This is a genomic window from Shewanella mytili (genome assembly GCF_046765975.1).
GTDB classification, from domain to species: Bacteria; Pseudomonadota; Gammaproteobacteria; order Enterobacterales; family Shewanellaceae; genus Shewanella; species Shewanella mytili.
Genome location: NZ_JBKOUD010000004.1, coordinates 68507 through 86480 on the forward strand (window position 1 = coordinate 68507; position 17974 = coordinate 86480).

General features: G+C 52.7%; 12 protein-coding genes. 6 read left to right on the forward strand and 6 right to left on the reverse strand.

Features of this window, described 5'->3' with window-relative positions; all coding sequences use genetic code 11:
• Positions 1-78 precede the first annotated feature (78 nt).
• Positions 79-2835: a two-component sensor histidine kinase BarA gene (gene barA, locus ACIDEJ_RS05910; protein ID WP_459382712.1), complete on the forward strand. Its 2757-nt coding sequence runs from the start codon at positions 79-81 to the stop codon at positions 2833-2835.
• Positions 2836-2839: 4 nt separating this feature from the next.
• Positions 2840-3439 carry a YjaG family protein gene (locus ACIDEJ_RS05915; RefSeq protein WP_411987159.1) on the forward strand — a complete coding sequence of 200 codons (600 nt, stop codon included), beginning with the start codon at positions 2840-2842 and terminating at the stop codon, positions 3437-3439.
• Between the two features lie 225 nt (positions 3440-3664).
• Here ACIDEJ_RS05915 and recN read toward each other — a convergent pair whose 3' ends face one another.
• Positions 3665-5326, reverse strand: a complete 1662-nt coding sequence (gene recN / locus ACIDEJ_RS05920; protein WP_411987160.1) for a DNA repair protein RecN — start codon at positions 5324-5326, stop codon at positions 3665-3667.
• Positions 5327-5516: 190 nt separating this feature from the next.
• Here recN and ACIDEJ_RS05925 point away from each other — a divergent pair, with 190 nt between their 5' ends.
• On the forward strand, positions 5517-6416 hold the full coding sequence (locus tag ACIDEJ_RS05925; protein WP_411987161.1) for a LysR family transcriptional regulator: 900 nt from the start codon (positions 5517-5519) through the stop codon (positions 6414-6416).
• 53 nt (positions 6417-6469) lie between these two features.
• Here the strand turns inward: ACIDEJ_RS05925 and ACIDEJ_RS05930 are convergent, their stop codons facing one another.
• From ACIDEJ_RS05930 to ACIDEJ_RS05945, 4 genes are all read right to left on the reverse strand, one after another.
• Positions 6470-7438, reverse strand: coding sequence for a PstS family phosphate ABC transporter substrate-binding protein (locus ACIDEJ_RS05930; RefSeq protein WP_411987162.1), 969 nt, complete (start codon positions 7436-7438; stop codon positions 6470-6472).
• A 183-nt stretch (positions 7439-7621) separates the two neighbouring features.
• Positions 7622-8914 carry a phosphate regulon sensor histidine kinase PhoR gene (phoR, locus tag ACIDEJ_RS05935; RefSeq protein WP_411987163.1) on the reverse strand — a complete coding sequence of 431 codons (1293 nt, stop codon included), beginning with the start codon at positions 8912-8914 and terminating at the stop codon, positions 7622-7624.
• 74 nt (positions 8915-8988) lie between these two features.
• Positions 8989-9678, reverse strand: a complete 690-nt coding sequence (gene phoB, locus ACIDEJ_RS05940; protein WP_411987164.1) for a phosphate regulon transcriptional regulator PhoB — start codon at positions 9676-9678, stop codon at positions 8989-8991.
• Between the two features lie 274 nt (positions 9679-9952).
• Entirely contained in the window at positions 9953-10885 is a 933-nt protein-coding gene (locus tag ACIDEJ_RS05945; RefSeq protein WP_411987165.1) for a porin, read from the reverse strand.
• A 291-nt stretch (positions 10886-11176) separates the two neighbouring features.
• On the opposite strand from ACIDEJ_RS05945, the gene rdgC reads away from it, so the two are divergent.
• Positions 11177-12091, forward strand: a complete 915-nt coding sequence (rdgC, locus tag ACIDEJ_RS05950) for a recombination-associated protein RdgC (protein WP_411987166.1) — start codon at positions 11177-11179, stop codon at positions 12089-12091.
• 76 nt (positions 12092-12167) lie between these two features.
• On the opposite strand, the gene ACIDEJ_RS05955 is transcribed toward rdgC, so the two are convergent.
• A complete protein-coding gene (locus tag ACIDEJ_RS05955; protein WP_411987167.1) occupies positions 12168-13973 on the reverse strand; it encodes a M61 family metallopeptidase in 1806 nt (601 codons plus the stop codon).
• Between the two features lie 163 nt (positions 13974-14136).
• Between ACIDEJ_RS05955 and ACIDEJ_RS05960 the strand changes: the two genes are divergently transcribed.
• Complete coding sequence (locus ACIDEJ_RS05960) at positions 14137-16257, forward strand: tetratricopeptide repeat protein (protein ID WP_411987168.1); 2121 nt, start codon at positions 14137-14139, stop codon at positions 16255-16257.
• 134 nt (positions 16258-16391) lie between these two features.
• The gene (locus ACIDEJ_RS05965; RefSeq protein ID WP_411987169.1) at positions 16392-17945 is read left to right on the forward strand and encodes a diguanylate cyclase domain-containing protein; all 1554 of its coding nucleotides are present in this window, start codon (positions 16392-16394) and stop codon (positions 17943-17945) included.
• The last annotated feature ends 29 nt before the right edge of the window (positions 17946-17974 follow it).

The following is a 17974-nucleotide window of genomic DNA, read 5'->3' on the forward strand; positions in this document are numbered from 1 at the left end:
TTGACGCCGTTTCTGGCAGTCTAGTAACGTTTACACTCTCTTGCGGAATCGCCTTTGCCAATGAAAAGCAGCAACTACATGTCCAAACACAGTCTGCGCTCCTGGGTGCTGGTGCTGGCATTGGCGCCGACCATTCTGGTCGGCATCCTGCTGGGGGCGTACTTTACCATAAATCGCTTTTATGAACTGGAAGATACCCTGCGGGAACAGGGCAGTAACATTATCGAGCCCATTGCCATTGCGGGTGAAGCCAGTTTGCTCAGCAATAACCGCGAAGCCGCCAAAAGACTGCTGGCCGCGGCCCAACTGAACAAGTCGTCACTGGTGCAGTCCATTGCCATTTTTGATGCCAACAACCAGCTGTTTGTCACCTCCCACTACCATAAAGATTTTGAGCTGATGCGTTTTCCCCGGGAGATTGCCAAACTCACCCATACCCAATACGAACAGATTGGTGACAGCTTAATCGTCCGCACACCCATTTATGCCACAGGGGCGCTGCTCACGCTGGATGATGTGCCGGGCATCACCCAAAAAGCCGACCGGCCCATTGGGTATGTCACCATGCTGCTCAACAAGGAACGGGCACTGCTGGAGCAACACCGCGCCGCCTTTGCCGCCTTTATCATTGTGCTGATTGGGGTGCAGCTTAATCTGCTCTTCACGTTCAGGCTGGTAAAAAACGTCACCCAACCCATTACCGAGATGGTGCAGGTGGTGGCCAAAATCCGCGAGGGGAAACTGGATACCCGGGTGAACGGTAACCTGATTGGCGAGCTGGACTTGCTTAAACGCGGCATTAACGCCATGGCGGGGTCCTTGTCTGAATATCATGACGAGATGCAGCAAAACATTGACCAGGCCACCTCCGATTTGCGGGAAACCCTGGAGCAGATTGAAATCCAGAACGTGGAACTGGACATGGCCAAAAAACGGGCCCAGGAAGCCAGCCGCATCAAGTCCGAATTTCTGGCCAATATGTCTCACGAGCTACGCACGCCATTAAACGGGGTGATTGGCTTTGCCCGGCAGTTACTGAAAACCCCGTTGCATGACAGTCAGCTGGACTATATCCGCACCATTGAGCGCAGCGCTAGCAACCTGCTGAGCATCATCAATGACATACTGGATTTTTCCAAACTGGATGCCGGAAAAATGGTACTGGAAAACATGCCGTTTTCCCTGCGGGAGAACCTTGATGAAGCCGTCAAACTGCTGTCCTCCCAAGCCCGAGAAAAACGCCTGGAGTTGGTGGTGGAAGTCATGCCTGCCGTGCCGGATGCGGTAAGCGGGGATGCCATGCGGGTAAGCCAAATCATCAACAACCTGGTGGGCAATGCCATCAAATTCACCGACAAGGGCAGCGTGCTGCTCAAGGTGGACGTGAATGGCCTGCAGGAAGATCAGGTAGAGCTGCACTGTGAAGTGTCAGACACCGGCATTGGCATCAAAGAGGAGCAACAGGCCTTGTTGTTCCAGGCCTTTGGTCAGGCAGACACGTCCATATCACGACGCTTTGGCGGCACCGGGTTGGGGCTTATCATCACCAAACGCCTCATCAACCAGATGGGCGGCCAGATTGGCTTGACCTCCCGTCCGGGGAAAGGCTCCACATTCTGGTTCACCTTGCCCCTGAAAAAAAGTCCCTATCCGCTGGCGGATCATCTGCCGCTGCATCAGTTATCGAGTAAAACCACCCTGGTGTTTGAACCGCGGCCGCTATCGGCCGCCATTTTGCAACGCCGCTTGCTGCACTGGCAGATGAAAGTGGACATCATCAACGATCTTCCCTCATTGCTAACGCGGCTTGCCGAGGGTCCATCCTACGACTTCCTGCTATTTTCCTGTATCAGTTTTACCGATACCGACACCCTGAGCGATGCCATTACCACGGCCCGCAAATACGCCAAGCGCTTGATGGCACTTTCTGACAGCCATGATCAGCAGCTGCTCAACAGCGTGATTCGGCCCAATGCCGATCTGGTACTGACCCCGCCCGTGGGTGAGTCCGCCATGGCAAGACACATGCTGGCACTGCTAATCTCGCCCACTGAAAGCCTGTTGCCATTGGCACCCGCCCCAGCCCGAGCCACCCTGCCCATGACAGTGCTGGCAGTAGATGACAATCCGGCCAATTTGAAACTCATCCAGACCCTGCTGCAAGAGCTGGTCAGCCATGTGCAAACCGCCGCTAGTGGTGCCCAGGCGATTGAGCTTGCCAAAGCCTCCCATTTCGATTTGATTTTCATGGATATCCAGATGCCGGAAACCGATGGTTTTACCGCCACGGCGGCGATTCGCCAAGACAGCATGAACGGCAAAACGCCCATTATTGCCGTCACCGCCCATGCCATTAATGAAGAACGCAAAAGGATCCTCAACAGCGGCATGGACGGCTATCTGCCCAAACCCATTGACGAAGTGGCCCTCAAAGCCATCCTTAACCGCTGGAGCCATAATCCGGCGCAAGAAAACGGCAATGACCAAACCCTCAACTGGCCACTGTGTCTGATGCAGGCCAATAACAAAGTATCCTTGGCACAAGAGATGTTGCAGATGCTGCTAGACTCCATTCCGCAAAACCGCCAAGAGATAGAGGCCGCCTTATCCAAAGAGCAAACCGACCAATTACTCAGCCTGGTGCACAAGCTTCATGGCGCCTGTTGTTACTCCGGCGTGCCCACATTGCAGCAGTTATGCCAAACACTGGAGTCGGCCTTGAAACAGGGAGAGTCGTTGCAGGCGATGGAACCGGAAATTCTTGAGTTACTTGATGAGCTGACTAAGGTAGAATCGGCAGCCCAAAAGTTACTTTCTTCATTTGTAACGGACTGAACCCATGAATGTAAAAGCGGGATTTTTTAAACGGCTCAAGGCGCTGAGCCTACCGCAGAAAAAATTATTGGCCGTAGCCCTGTGCCAGCGCATGCTGCCCAACTACCAACTGTTTGCCGAGGTGTGCCAGTTTGGCAACCCCGCCGTGCTGGACACCCTGCTGCAGTTGTTATGGCAGTCACTGTACGACAGCAAACTCAAACTCAATATTGAGCTGCAATTGGCAAAACTGGAAGAAAACACACCAGAGCCGGAGCAGTTTGACGTTTACGGGGTTTACCCCGCACTGGATGCGGTTGTTGCACTGTCATCCTTGCTGGGGGCGCTGGAAAGCAAAGTGGAGGATGACATTACCAATATCTCCAAGCTGTCATCCGCCACCGTGGCCAACTACATTGAGGCCATTGCCCCAGAAAACCTTAGCGACAAACAGCTGGAAGATTTTGTATTTGCCCACGAGGTCATGCAGGCCGAGCGGGAAGTACAGGAAAACCTGCTGACCATTGTGGAAGAGCAGCCCCACCCCAAGGCGGACTTTATCAAAGAGCTGCGCAAAGAGATTGTGGCGGCCGGTGTCTCCAATATCGGCATCACCCTTAATTGAGCTGCAAGCGTTAACCACCAGCAGGCGCTGTAGCAAAGGCGCCTTGTAAACAGTAATGGCCGGTGCCTGACCGGCCATGCTGACTCACGCTGTTACTGCCCAAGGGGTTATGCCATCCATTATTGCCACATCAGCAACAGCGACAACTACCACCATCCTGCCCTGAACTGCCGCCGCCAGCGCCAGTCGGTTGGCCAATAACACAAGTGTCGGGTTATCTCACATTCAAGCCGTCAGCAACTCCCGGGCATTGGCCAGGGTATTGTCGGTAATGGTGTCACCGCCCAATAATCGCGCCAGCTCCTGTACCCGCTGCTCCCGGTTAAGTGCCACCATGGAGGTCTCGGTACTGGCGCCTTTACTGTGCTTGGCCACAAACATGTGCTGATGGCCGTTACCGGCCACCTGGGGCAAATGGGTTACGCACAGCACTTGGGTAGACTCGCCCAATGCGCGCAGCATGCGGCCCACAACCGCAGCCGTCGGGCCGGAAATGCCCACATCCACTTCATCAAAAATCAATGTGGGGGTGGCCACTTTACGGGCGGTAATCACCTGTATGCCCAAACCGATGCGAGACAACTCACCGCCGGAGGCCACTTTTGCCATGCTCTCCAAAGGTTGCCCCGGGTTGGTGCTCACCCGAAATTCCACATGATCGCAGCCTTGTGCATGCAGCTGCTGCTCATTGAAAGTCACTGCAATTTCAAACTTGGCCTTGGGCATGTTCAGCTCGCGGATGGAAGCGGTCACCAGTTTTTCCAGCTCCCGGGCGTAGCGCTGGCGGCTGTGGCTCAGTTTTTGTGCCTGTGCAAAATAATGCTCACGACTGGCGGCCAACTGCCGTTCCACCTCTTCCAGCCGGGACTCATCACCATCCAGGGTTGCCAGCTCCTGTAACAGAGCCTGATGATGCTGATACAAGGCGGCGGGCGGCACATGGTGTTTACGGCTGAGCATCATCGCCTGGGACAAGCGCTGCTCTATCTGTGCAAACACTTCAGGGTCCATCTCCAGCCGATCCCGGTAGCGTTGCAGTTCACTGCTGCTTTCTTGCACCTGGATTAACGCTTCACTGAGCATGGTGCCAATGCTTGCCAGTTTGGGATCCATGCTTTCCAGCTCGCTGGCAATGTGCACCGCCTTATTGAGCAAGGACTCCACGTTCACATCATCCCCGTCACTGAGCAAAAAAATGCCGTTTTCACAGGCTTCCAGCAACGCCGTGCCATTGGCCAGCTTTTTGTGTTCCTGTTCTAGTTCGGTAAATTCCTGCTCGCCCAATGCAAATTGATTGAGCTCTTCCACCTGATAACGCAACAGCTGTTTACGGGCAAGGCGCTGTTGCTGGGAGTGTAATAACGCCTGCTGCTGTTGCTCGTGTTGTCGCCAATTCTGATGGGCCCGGCTAACGGCTTCTTGCAGTAATCGGTGGTTGGCATAGCTGTCCAGCAGCACCAATTGCTGCTCGCTTTTCAACAGGGCATGGTGGGCGTGCTGCCCATGGATGCCCACCAGTAACGGCCCCAACGATTTCAGTTGGGCCAGCGGCACCGGATTACCATTAATGTAGGCCCGTGAGCGGCCGTCACTGTTAATGGTTCTGCGTAAAATGCATTCGTCATCCAACTCCAGGTCATTGTCTTCCAGCCAGCGTTTGGCCAGCGGAATGTCCGCCAGCGAAAAACGCGCACTCACTTCGGCCTTATCCGCCCCGGCGCGCACATTACCGGCATCGGCCCGGTTACCAAGACACAAGCCTAAGGCGTCGATGGCAATGGACTTCCCGGCGCCGGTTTCGCCGGTGATACTGGTCATACCGTCACGAAAATCCAGCTCCAGAAAACGCACAATGGCAAAATTGTTGATGCTGAGTTGGCAAAGCATAAAATATCCCCAAAGCACTGTATTAATGAACAGTATATACTGATTTTTTATACAGTAAATAGTGGTGTATTAATTCTTCATGACAGCTCGTCAGCCGTAATATGGCGCTTCTCGCCGGGAAGCCGTTTCACTGTTTTTGAGCAATCCGTTATTATGGTAGCCTGTTTCAGCCGTCACATTGAGAACCATCATGCAGCCAACCCCGGAACTTCAGCTTATCTACCTTTATGTCCATTTGGTAAATGCTGGGAGTTTCTCCGCCGCCGCCCGTCATCTGGATATGCCGGTAGCCACGGTAAGCCGCAAGTTGGCCCGTTTGGAAGAGCAGCTCAACCGGCAGCTATTGATGCGCAGCACCCGAAAATTACGGCTCACCGAAGAGGGATTGGCGCTGTTTCAGAAATATCAGGAAGTGGTGGCCCAGTTTGACACCCTGAGCCACAGCGGCAGTCCTGAAAAACCTGAAGGCACCCTGCGCCTGGCGGCCCCCATCTCCATCATTGCCAATCTGCTGATTGACACCCTCACGGAGTTTTGCGACTTATATCCGGACATTCAGCTGCATATTGCCCAAAGCAACGAAGAGTTTGATCTGATAGACAAAGCGATAGATGTGGCCATTGTGGGTGGCACCCAACCCGACTCATCCTGGGTATCCTGCTCTTTGGGCATACTGAATTACCGCATGGTGGCCGCACCGCGCTACCTGCAACAGGCCCCCATGCTGCAGCATCCCCAGCAGCTGTATCAACACCGCATCATTAAAGCCTGGCCGTTTTTTAACTGGACATTGCGCCATGCCAACGGGGATGCATTTTATTATGATGGGCCGGCCAATTTGACCCTGACGGATCTTAACGGCGCCATCCGTGCCACGGAACATGGCAGTGGCATTCTTTATGGGCCTGAATTATTTGTAAAAAAACAGCTGCATGAAGGATCGCTGGAAATCCTATTGCCGGAATGGAACGGGGAAAAACGCCGCATATCATTGCTGTATCACCAACGGGGACAGCAGCCGTTAAAAGTACGGTTATTCATTGAGTTCATGCAATCCCGCGCCGCCGATTTGTTCTCCATGAACATCTGACAAAAAACAAACCCCGCGAACATCAGCGGGGTTTGTCATCAATCAGGCGTCACTTACAGGGTAATGCCGGCCTTGGCGAGATCTTTGGCAATCACGCTTTTTGGCAACGGCACATAACCGTCTTTTTCCACAATGTCCTGCCCTTGCTTGGACAGAATAAAGCGCAGGAACTCACGCTGCATGGGCGGCAATGCCTGGTTGGGGTGTTTGTTCACGTAAACATACAAGTAACGGGACAGCGGGTAAGTACCGTTGGCGGCATTTTCCGCGGTCGCGGCAATATAGTCATCACCTTTTTTGGAGATGGCCACCGCTTTGACCCCGGCGGTCTTGTAACCGATACCGGAATAACCCACCGCATTCAAGGATTGTGAGACTGACTGCACAACAGATGCACTGCCGGGCTGTTCATTCACGTTAGGCTTGAAGTCACCCTTGCACAGGGCATGCTCTTTGAAAAAGCCATAAGTGCCCGATACGGAGTTACGGCCATAGAGCTGGATATCACGGGATGCCCAGTTGCCGCTCAAACCGATGTCGCCCCAACGGGTGTAGTCACCAGAGCCACACTTGTGAGTGGAAGAAAAGATACCGTCAACCTGTGCCATGCTCAGCCCGTTCACCGGGTTATCCTTATGGACAAAAACCGCCAGAGCGTCAATGGCCACCCGAATGCGGGTTGGCTTGTAACCGTAATGTTTTTCAAAAGATTCCACTTCATTAGGCTTCATGGCGCGGCTCATGGGGCCGAACTGGGAGGTGCCTTCCGTCAATGCTGGTGGCGCAGTAGAAGACCCCGCAGCCTGGATCTGCACATTCACGTTGGGGTACATGTGCTTAAATTCTTCGGCCCACAGCGTCATCATGTTCGCCAGTGTATCAGAGCCGACAGATGAGAAATTACCTGAGACTCCGCTGGTTTTCTCATAATTTGGCAGGGATTTATCCACCTCGGCCATGCCCGCCGCAGAGAATAAACCTGCGGTCAGCGCAATGGCGCTTGCAAGCTGTTTCAGTTTCATGGTTTGCTCCAATGTAGTGGCAACACAGTTATTGTGGGTCAGTATTCGTCGGTGCAGTGAAAATTCTATGACTTTTTAATGACAGTTGCATGACAGGCGTTAAAACCATCAACTTAGTGAAACAGCTGCATAATCAAAGACTCATTATCGCAACCGTGCAAAATCATGCCGAATAACGATTAATTATTGTGCCAATAAGTGTAGGGGGATCACAAAACTGAAGGTACTGCCCTTGCCCGGTTCACTCATCACCACCAGCTCACTGTGATGATGGTTGAGGGCGTGTTTTACAATGGCCAACCCCAATCCGGTACCGCCGGTCTGGCGTGAGCGGGCATTGTCCACCCGATAAAAACGTTCGGTCAGTCGCGCGATATGCTGCGGAGGAATGCCAATACCGGTATCCGTCACGCTGAACATGGCGCCGGTGGCCACCTTTTTCCAGCAAATCGTGACTTTGCCTCCCGGTTCGGTATAGCGAATGGCATTGGAGATCAGATTGGAACAGGCACTGCGCAGTTGCAGCTCATTGCCGTGAACATGCAGTTTGGTATCAAAATCAAACGTTATCTGATAACGCTCACGGGACAGCGCTTCCGCTTCGGTGCGCAATACCGCCAGCATTTTGTTCATATCAATCACGTTGGCCAGATTGATCTCGGAGGCATCTTCAATCCTGGACAACACCAGCAACTGTTCCACCATGGATTGCATGCGCCCGGTCTGTTGCTGCATCAGCACCAGCGCCTTACGATTGGGGTCCGTTTCATCCGCCATGCTTTCCATCATTTCCAGGTAGCCCTGCAGCACGGTGAGCGGCGTTTTCAGCTCGTGGGAAACGTTGGCCACAAACTCCTTGCGCATGCCCTCCAATTGCCGTACCCGGGTAATGTCGCGGGCAATCAGTAACAATTGCCGATCGCCATAGGCCATCAAGCGCACTTCCAGCATCCGTTTTTCCGAAACGGGTGAGGGCAACTCCAGCGGTTCCTGAAATCGGGCTTTTTTAAGGTAGGCAGAAAAATCCGGATGGCGGATAAGGTTATCCACCCGCTGGCCGTTATCCTGCGGCCAGACCAACCCCAGCATCAGCTGTGCCAGCTTGTTACACCAGAGGATGTTCAGGCCGGAGTCCAACACCACCGCCGCATCTGGCAGGGCTTCGGCGCCCTGGCGAAAACGCCCTAGCAGCGCTGCCAACTGACTTACCCGCTTGCGGTTTTTTCCCTGCAGGCGGTAAATGCCGTTAAACACCCCTTCCCAACTGCCGCTGCCCTGAGGCGGCGTTAAGCGCCGGTCTTTCCATAACCAGTAATTCAGGCGCATCAGTTGCCGGTAATGCCATGCCAGGATAAGAAATGCCCCGATACACAGCACCAAGACCACATCACCAACCACCAGTCCCAGCAGCAGACAGATGAGCAGATATAGCGCCAGTCTGGAAAACTGCTGGTATCCGGAATATGCATCAAACATAAAAGCGGGCCTTGAATTCAGGCAGATGGGGCACAAGATAGCGCAAAAAGCGCCAGGTGCCCATCCCGGGATGATCAGCTACGGGTTGAAAAACGGTAACCCGCACCACGCACGGTCTGGATCAGGCGATCATGGCCTGAAGGCTCAATCGCTTTTCGTAACCGGCGAATATGCACATCTACCGTGCGGTCTTCCACATACACATTGGTGCCCCATACGTTATCCAGCAGCTGCTCGCGGCTGTATACCCGCTCTGGGTGTGTCATGAAAAAATGCAGTAAGCGGAACTCCGTTGGCCCCATGTCCAGCACGGACTCACCCACGGTTACCCGGTGACTCACTGGGTCCAGTGTCAACCCCTGCACTTCAATGGTGTCTTCCAGCCGGGTAGGCGCAGCGCGGCGCAATACGGCTTTAATGCGCGCCACCAGTTCTTTGGGTGAAAAAGGTTTGGTGATATAGTCATCGGCGCCCACTTCCAGGCCCTTGACCTTATCTTCCTCTTCACCTCTGGCGGTCAGCATGATGATGGGAATTTTACGGGTGAATTCATCCTGTTTAAGTGACTTAGCGAACTGAATGCCACTGCCACCAGGGAACATCCAATCCAATAGGATCAGATCCGGGTATGGCTCTTTCAACTGTGCCATGGCGGAGTCGAAGTCCTCAGCGCCGCTGGCAGCAAAGCCATGCTGTTCCATTACAAAAGTGAGCATCTCACGAATGGCCAGCTCATCTTCGACGATCAAAATCCTTGCAGTCATAAGCGTTTCTATCAGTGAATTAACACGTCACTATTATTGGTCAGTTTTGTGACAAAATTATGAAAACCTGTCACATCACCGGGTTAATTGCCTTCATTGTGTCATAAAAAGCCATATGCGCGGCTTGCCTGATGCAAAATCTGTCATACCAACGCGATTGGCATCAGCCACCGTCCACAAAGCGTCACAATTGCAAGCATCACATCAAACATTAAAAAAGCCGGTCACAAGACCGGCCTTTCACACATCCGTTGAGCTTTGACTTAAGCGTAGCTTAGAACTTGTGTTCCATGCCTACACCGAAGTATTTGTCATCTTCTGCAGCACTATCCATGGAGCGGTTAGTGTAGAAGGCAAACAGTTTGGTTGGCTTGGCCAGTTTGTAGTCAGCGCCTACAGACCAAGAATCACCCTTGTCTTCCATGTCCTGGTACTGGGCTTTCAGTGTCACTTCTTTCATGTTGTAAGCAGCACTTACCAGATAACCGTTGGTGCTGTCGCTGTCACCTTCAGATTTTTCCTGAGTCTGGTAGATACCGCCCAGTTTGAAGTCACCCAGTTTGGCCTGTACGGAAGCACGCAGGATGTCATAACCCTTAACTTTTGAGTCATAGGCAATGGCGGCATAAACGGCTGATTTTTTCAGACCGGCATCACCATACATCAAGGCAGTAGAAAAACCGTTTTCACCAGCCTGATCGCCGTCAGCATCGGCTACATAAGTAGCGCCGAAGCGGAAGTCACCCATGGAAGGTGTCATGTAAGTCACGGTTTGTGCCATGCGGTTGTCACCCTTGAACAGGGATTTCAAGTCGCCAGACAAATCGTTGAACTGGTCAATTTTACCCTGGGAGTTTTTCAGCATGGTGTCGTTACGGCCAACAGAAACCGCACCGAAGTTGCCTTTCAGGCCCACGAACTGGTTACGTGCTTTAAAGTTTTCTTTAACGTCATCACCAGTGTCCACTTCATACTCAACAGTGTAGAAAGCTGACAGTGAGTTACCCAGGTCATAATCACCTTTCACGCCGAAACGAGAGGCGTTGCTTTGCACGGTAGTTTCAGAGTCTGCACCGGCAGCGTCGTTAGACTGAACAGTGACATTCAGTTTACCGTAAACAGTCAGCGGATCAGCTGCGTGAGCTGAGGCGATAGAAGCTGTAGCAATAGCAGAAGCGAGTAGGGTTTTGCAAAATGCGTTCATCATTATTTCCTTTCGACGTTCTCTCGTCTTGGTTATTGATTTGGAACGAGCGAAAGTGTGCAGCGCACAGATTGCAGTTTTATTTCATTTTTTTCGCATCTGTATGACATCCAGAAAACACGCCGGGCTCCCCAGCGGGAAAATCCCGTGTTAACAGGGGTTACCTGCCACCTCAACGCTTTATTACAATTCAGTTAAATCTGTTTTACCCGATAAAATCTGTGCTACTGTCGCGGTTTACCCTCCCGGGCGGATGGCTTACACTGCCCCTTTATTTTTATCAGAGCCGTCATTATGTGGTTTAAGAATCTCACCCTGTATCGTTTCAATAAGCCTTTTTCTGCCACACCAGAATCCTTGGAGCAGGCCCTTGCCGGTTATCCATTTTCGCCCTGTTCCAGTCAGGACATCAGCAAGTTTGGCTTTAGCCAGGCCTTGGGGAAATTGGGCCAGACGCTGGTACATTCCGCCAATAACCGTCATTTGATTTGTGCCACCAAAGAAGAAAAGCTGCTGCCTGCCCAGGTGATCCGCGAAGCCCTTGATGAGCAAGTGGCCAAATTGGAAAATGAAGAAAACCGCAAGATCACCAAAAAAGAAAAAGATGCACTAAAAGAAGATATTACCAGTACTTTGCTGCCCCGAGCCTTCTCCAAACGAAGCCAAATCCGCGCCTTGTTATTGCCGGAGCAACAACTGTTGCTGGTTGACAGTGCCAGTGCCACCAAGGCAGAGGAGTTACTGGCATTACTGCGCAAGGCATTGGGCTCACTGCCGGTGGTACCCGTCAGCGTGAAAACCCCCATTGAAATGCAATTAACCGACTGGCTGAAACAGGGGCACGCCCCGTTGCCATTCACCATGCAGGATGAAGCAGAATTGCAATCCGCCAGTGAAGATGGCGCCACGGTGAAATTCAAGCAGCAGGACCTGACGGAAGATGAAGTGCTGGCGCATCTGGAAACCGGCAAGCAGGTACACAAGCTGGCGCTGCATTTTGAGCAGTCCATCGCCTTTGTGCTGCAATCTGACGCCAGTTTGAAACGGCTTAAATTTGCCGAGGAGTTCCGGGCCCAAACCGATGATGTGGCCAATGAAGACCCTGCCGCCAAGGCCGATGCCGATTTTGCCCTAATGAGTGGCGAGCTGCTGGCACTGGTATTGGCCGTTATCAATGCCTTGGGTGGATTGGACGACAGCGCCCTGTAACGGCAACGGACACTCACGAGCATAAAAAAGGCGCCTTGGGCGCCTTTTTCATTTAATCCCCTCAAACTCAGGGGCATTATGCCTGATACTGGCCCTTACGGGTAAAAGGCCAGTCAATGCCCAGCCAGGCTTTGAAAAACGCTTTTTGCTGGCGCGACACATTTTTCAGCGGCAATAACCGTAATTTGCCTGCGGGCTGCTGCCCTAATGTCACCTCGCGGTTGACCAGAGTATCGTTACTGAACAGGGTCAAAGTCACCTTGTCGCCAGGCTGAAAATCCCCCAGGCGTTTGCTAAAACCTGCAGCGGTCACTTTCAGCCCGTTCACCGCAATCAGCTCATCCCCGGCACCAATGCCTGCCTGCCAGGCGGGGCCGTCACTGGCCACCCGTGCCAACTGCAAGCCGTCCCCCAGGGTCATGCCTGCATAAGGTTCAGGTTTACTGTCACTCCCGTAGCTGATTTGCAATCCGGCCTTGGCCAGCAGTGCCGGAAAATCCAGGGTTAACGGGGAGTCCACATGCTGTTGCCACCAAGCCTGGTAATCCCGCCCGGAGATCTGTTGCAGCAAGGCTTTCACATCAGCAACACGATAACCCTTTGGCACAGGGTAATGCTGATAAAGGCGTTTATGCACATCCCGGTAAGAGGCTTTCAGCCCGGTGTCATGCAACAGGGAAAAATCCAGCGCCAGAGAGGCCATGTAGCCTTCGGAATAGATATTCACGCTGTGGTTCATGGCGTAATCGCCACCGGTGCTGGTCCACTCGTTCAAACTGGCATCGGCCACGGACTGCACCTTCCGCCCGGGTTTATGCTGATTGGCATCAATCCGCTTGGCCAAGTCTTCCAGAAACTCTTTGGGTGTCATGATCCCGGCACGCAACAACAGCTGATTCTGGAAATAGCTGGTAGAGCCTTCCGCCATCCACAATAACGGCGTCATGTTTTCCTGCTGGTAACGGTAAGGCACCATGGCCGCAGGCCGGTACGCTTTCACGTTCCAGGTATGGATAAACTCATGGGATGCGGTACTGATAAAGCGCAGATAGTCCTTGCGCTCACGAAAATTGAAACGGGGCAGCTGAATAACGGTGGAATTAAGGTGTTCGGTGGCACCGCGAGCACCATTGGTGGCATGCACCATGAAGAGGTAATGCTCAAACGGATACCCATCCCAAATGGCCTGGGATGCCTGCACCACTTTTTGCAAGTCCGTCACCATCTGCTGCAGGTTGTAATTACCCTCTCCCCATACCACCAGCTGGTATTGCTTACCATCGGCCTCAAACTGGCGTTGTTGGCTCACGCCGGTCTCAATGGGCGAGTCCAGTAACACATCATAGTTGGCGGCGGCAAACTGCTGGGAGGCAACTTGGGTCATCCCTGAGTAACTGCGCCAGCTTTCCGGCACGGTCAGCGCCACTTCCACGGGCTCCTGACGAAATTGGGGACTATAGACCAAGGTGCCGCTGGCATCCAAAAACGCGTGGGTGGCATCAATATGGCGCACCCGTTTGCCAAGCTCGTTGGCATACAGCTGATAAGTAACGGTCACCGTGTCTGGCTGTGGCAGGCTAACCTGCCATTCACCGGTTTGCGTCCGCTGCCAGTCCAGCAGATTGCCGGCACTGTCTCGCGCCTCAAACTGCCGGATGCCGTCTGCCAGCGGCAATACCTGATATCGGCCGGTGCGCCAGACAGGCAAATTCACAGTCAGCACCTGGCTATCCGTTTGCGGGAATAGTGCCTGCACGTTTGCCAGGTGATGTTCAGGGTGAGACAAATCTATCTGATATTGGACCTTCGCCATGGCAGAGGCACTGACCCCCGACACCAGCAGAGAGGTTAACGCCAGCATTGACAAACTGCTGATTTTCACTCGAAATTCCTTCCTAAGTTAGCATCATTCTGTAAACTGCTGATTATACCCGTTACGACAGCGTGACTCAGCAACACGACATAAAAGTTAACAATTAAAACAATCTTTACGCTTAGAGACAGATGATATGCGTTTTGTAACCGCCGCCTTATGGCTATTTTTGATGTGTTGGGCACCGCATGCCTTGGCTGACACCGCCGATGACACTGAAATAGCCCTGCAAGAAACCCCCCAGGCACTGTATGACAAATTGTCACGGGAGTTTCCCAAGGGCAGTCAGATAAACTCACGGGAACAGTTGCAACAACTGGCGCGCGGATTGATGCTGCAACCGGAACAGCTCCTTGACAACATGCTGCTGTTGGTCCGCCTTAACCTGCATATCCAGCTGAAAAAAAGCCATAAGGAACAAGATGCCCGCCAGTTGCTGGATCAACTGCAACATGTAGTGCAAGGCAATTACGAACGGGCCGCCTGGCTCAATCTGGAAGGGCGTTATCAAGGACGTTTCAAACAAAATTACCGCGCTACCATTGAGCTCAACAACCAAGCGCTCACCCTGCTGGCCGACACCAGTGACCGGCGTTCACTGTTGCTGAAATTCGTGATTTACGAAGACGTGGGCATTGTCAACCTGATGACAAAAAATGCCCAAGCGGCGCTGAACAACCTGATTTTACTCCGGGACACCGCCAGGCAACTGCAAAACGATTACCTGATTGCCGAGGCCGAAACCCAATTGGGCAAGTATTTTCGTGCTCAAAACCAGCTGAATCAGGCATTGCAGCACTATACCGATGCTTACCGCATCGCCTCCAAAGTCAACCGTCCCTACCAAAAAGCCATGCTGCAGCTTAACCTGGCCAAGCTGTACCGGGATTTGGAACAATGGCCTGATGCACTGGCTTATACCCACCAGGCCATTGAATCATTCAAAACCCTGGGGCTTGATACTTACCTGTCCAGCAGCATGACGGTCATTGCCACGGTTTATGCCAACCAGGGCGACTGGAACAAGGCCATTGACTATTACCTCAATGCCCAACAAATCGATGCCGAGCTGCAAAACTTTACCGCCCAGGGGCTGAATTTCCACAACATCGGCGAAGCCTATTTCAAACTGGGCAATACCCAAAACGCCCTGGATTACCTGCATCAGGCCAACAAGATTTTCCGTGACCGCAACAGCAATCACTATCTGGTTTACAACGAGCTGCTCATTGCCCAGGTTGCCGCCACCCGTAAAGCCTGGGCCCATGTACTGGCCCATGCCCAAAATGCCGAAAAGCTGGCCGCCATGCTCAAACTTAATGGCGAGCTCATTGAAGCACTGGAGTACCAGGTCAAGGCACTGCAAAGCCAAGGGGACGATCCGGCCATTCTTGGCCTGCAGTCGCGCATTATCGCCCTGCAGCAATCATCGCTCGATCAACAAAAAGCCCAACAACACAATAACAGCGCCAAAGCGCTTAACGGCCAGCAGCTGGCGCTGAAACTCACCCAACTGGAACAGCAAAACCGCCATCATGTTGAGGTGCTCAACAGCCGGGATTACCTGATAAGCGCCATTTTGCTGTTACTGCTCTTTACCAGTAGCTACTGCTTGTACCTGTTACGGGAACGGGTACTGCGCAAACGCGAACTTGCCGCCACCCAGCAACTGACACTGACAGACCCCCGCACCAACCTCCCGGGATTCCGGGCATTCATGCAGGCGCTGCAGCAGCCCCATCAGGCATCGGCGCTGCTGGCGGTCAGAGCCCAGTTTGAACAGGAATTGCAACAGGGGCACTTGCAGCTCACCCGCCGGCAACAGCTCATTTATAATCAGCTGCGCCACCAAACCGATGCCCGCCTGTTCAGCCTGGGCGCCGGACTTTACGCCCTGGTGTTCGACAAGGTCATCACCTTGCCAACGCTGCAACAGCAACTGGCCAAACTCACCTGCCAAAAACAGCGCCAGCTCACCTCCATGAGCTTTATTGCCATGCCGTTACTGGGGGATACCGAGGTCCATTTACCGGCTGAAACCCTGTACGAAACCCTGCAATTTGCCCTGGCAGGATGCATGAGCCTTGACGGTGATGAAAATCACTATGTGGCGTTATCAACGCTGGACTTCACATCATCCAGCATCTTTAGCGAACCGCTGTATCCAAGCCTTGGGAAAGCCATTGAGCGCGGCCTCATTCGGGTGGACTGTGACGTGCCTAAAAACGCCATTCGCTGGCCCGGCCAGCCCGATGCCGACACTCTCACTGAAGCGACGGACAAAACAGATTAAAACTCGCGCAGTGCGTCATTGCGCGCATTTGCAGCTGCAATGGTTTGCTATAACATTAATGACAACAAGGCACTGATGAGAGACGGGTGCCAATGGCAGCTACATGACGTAAATGTCTAGGGAATACTTCTGGAATGAACCACGACAGTTTGGATGAGTCACAACTGGGCTTGTTAAAGCAAAAGTTACAAGCCACCACTGCGGCCCTGGAAGCACTCAACGATGACCGCAACAACAAGTTAATGGCGCTCACAAGGCTCATGACCCAAATGAGCTTTGCCTGCAAGGGCCACAACAAAGAGCTGGATCAAAAACTCGACAAACTGCGCGCCAACATCGGCAATTACGAAAATCTTGATGAAATCATTCCCGAGCTGCCCGCCATTGAACGTCTGCTCAGTGGTCAGGAACACGTGGTCAGGCGCAAACTGGAACACGGCCGCAATGCACTGGATGACTTCAGCCGAGAATTGCAACGTGTTGATAACCTGCCAGAAAAAATCATAAAAGAGCTGACCAGCTTCCGTAGCGGACTGACCAAACCATTTCAGAACATTTGGGAATATTTCCCGAAAATTGAAAAACTCATCGGTTATTACGAACAGCTTTTAATCCAAAAGCAACGCGGTGAAACGCTTGAAATACAGCCCGTTCACCGCCAGTTATCCCAAGAGCTGGCGCAGCTGATTTCCGACATGGATTTTCCCAAACCCCAGCGGGATCACATCATTAAACTCAAAGAGGTTCTGGCCAGCGACACCCTGACCGTGGATGAGCTGCTGGACACCTACCAAACCATCCTGCGCCTTTTGCTGGATTATTTTGCCCGGGAAAAGTCCACCTCGAAGAAATTTTTACAAACCCTCAACGAGGCCCTGGCTTCCGTTCGCAACATTGTCAGCGAGTCATTCAGCAAAGCGGAACACCATCAACAGCTGAAACACCAGCTTAACCAGGAAATCTCCGGCCATGTCAACAACGTGCTGGGCAGCATCAATGCCATTGATGAAATTACCCTGCTAAAGCAAAAAGTCACCGAGCAGCTACAGGCCATTCAAAAAGGCATTGCCCACAAGGAAACCCTGGAGCGGCAGGAGATGGTGCTGTTTCAGCGGTCGATTAAAACCCTGCGCAAAGAGCTGACGGAGATGACCGCTGAAGTCTCTTCCTATAAAAAGCGCCTGTTTGAACAGCAGCGCCTCAATCAGCTGGACAGCCTGACCCAATTGCCCAACCGGGCGGCGCTGGATGAGCGCATGGATCAGGAGTTTCGCCGTTTCCAACACCATAAGGGTTCCCTGTGGGTGGCAGTGGCCGATATTGATCACTTCAAGCTTATCAATGACAGTTTTGGTCACAGCACTGGCGACAAGACCCTGCAGGTGATTGCCCTGGCGCTGAAAAACTCGTTGCGCGAAACGGAATTTGTGGCGCGCTACGGCGGTGAAGAGTTTGTCATGCTAATCCCGGATGTTTCCGAAAACGATATTGCCCAATTGCTCAACCGGGTGCGCGAAAAAATTAAAAATATTCGGTTTAAGTTTAAAAATCAGCGTATTACCGTTACATTATCCATTGGCGCAGCACAGGTGCTCGTTGGCGAACATATTCTGGACACCTTTGAGCGTGCCGATGCTGCACTCTACAAAGCCAAACACGCAAGCCGTGATCGGGTCATGATTGACTAAATTCAGTGGTCTGGCCGGCGCAGGAGTCA

What these genes read in the sequence shown, in the direction of transcription:
- barA (WP_459382712.1), top strand. Translation starts at nt 79, where the DNA reads ATGTCCAAACACAGTCTGCGCTCCTGGGTGCTGGTGCTGGCATTGGCG.
- ACIDEJ_RS05915 (WP_411987159.1), top strand. Translation starts at nt 2,840, where the DNA reads ATGAATGTAAAAGCGGGATTTTTTAAACGGCTCAAGGCGCTGAGCCTA.
- recN (WP_411987160.1), bottom strand. Translation starts at nt 5,326, where the DNA reads ATGCTTTGCCAACTCAGCATCAACAATTTTGCCATTGTGCGTTTTCTG.
- ACIDEJ_RS05925 (WP_411987161.1), top strand. Translation starts at nt 5,517, where the DNA reads ATGCAGCCAACCCCGGAACTTCAGCTTATCTACCTTTATGTCCATTTG.
- ACIDEJ_RS05930 (WP_411987162.1), bottom strand. Translation starts at nt 7,438, where the DNA reads ATGAAACTGAAACAGCTTGCAAGCGCCATTGCGCTGACCGCAGGTTTA.
- phoR (WP_411987163.1), bottom strand. Translation starts at nt 8,914, where the DNA reads ATGTTTGATGCATATTCCGGATACCAGCAGTTTTCCAGACTGGCGCTA.
- phoB (WP_411987164.1), bottom strand. Translation starts at nt 9,678, where the DNA reads ATGACTGCAAGGATTTTGATCGTCGAAGATGAGCTGGCCATTCGTGAG.
- ACIDEJ_RS05945 (WP_411987165.1), bottom strand. Translation starts at nt 10,885, where the DNA reads ATGATGAACGCATTTTGCAAAACCCTACTCGCTTCTGCTATTGCTACA.
- rdgC (WP_411987166.1), top strand. Translation starts at nt 11,177, where the DNA reads ATGTGGTTTAAGAATCTCACCCTGTATCGTTTCAATAAGCCTTTTTCT.
- ACIDEJ_RS05960 (WP_411987168.1), top strand. Translation starts at nt 14,137, where the DNA reads ATGTGTTGGGCACCGCATGCCTTGGCTGACACCGCCGATGACACTGAA.
- ACIDEJ_RS05965 (WP_411987169.1), top strand. Translation starts at nt 16,392, where the DNA reads ATGAACCACGACAGTTTGGATGAGTCACAACTGGGCTTGTTAAAGCAA.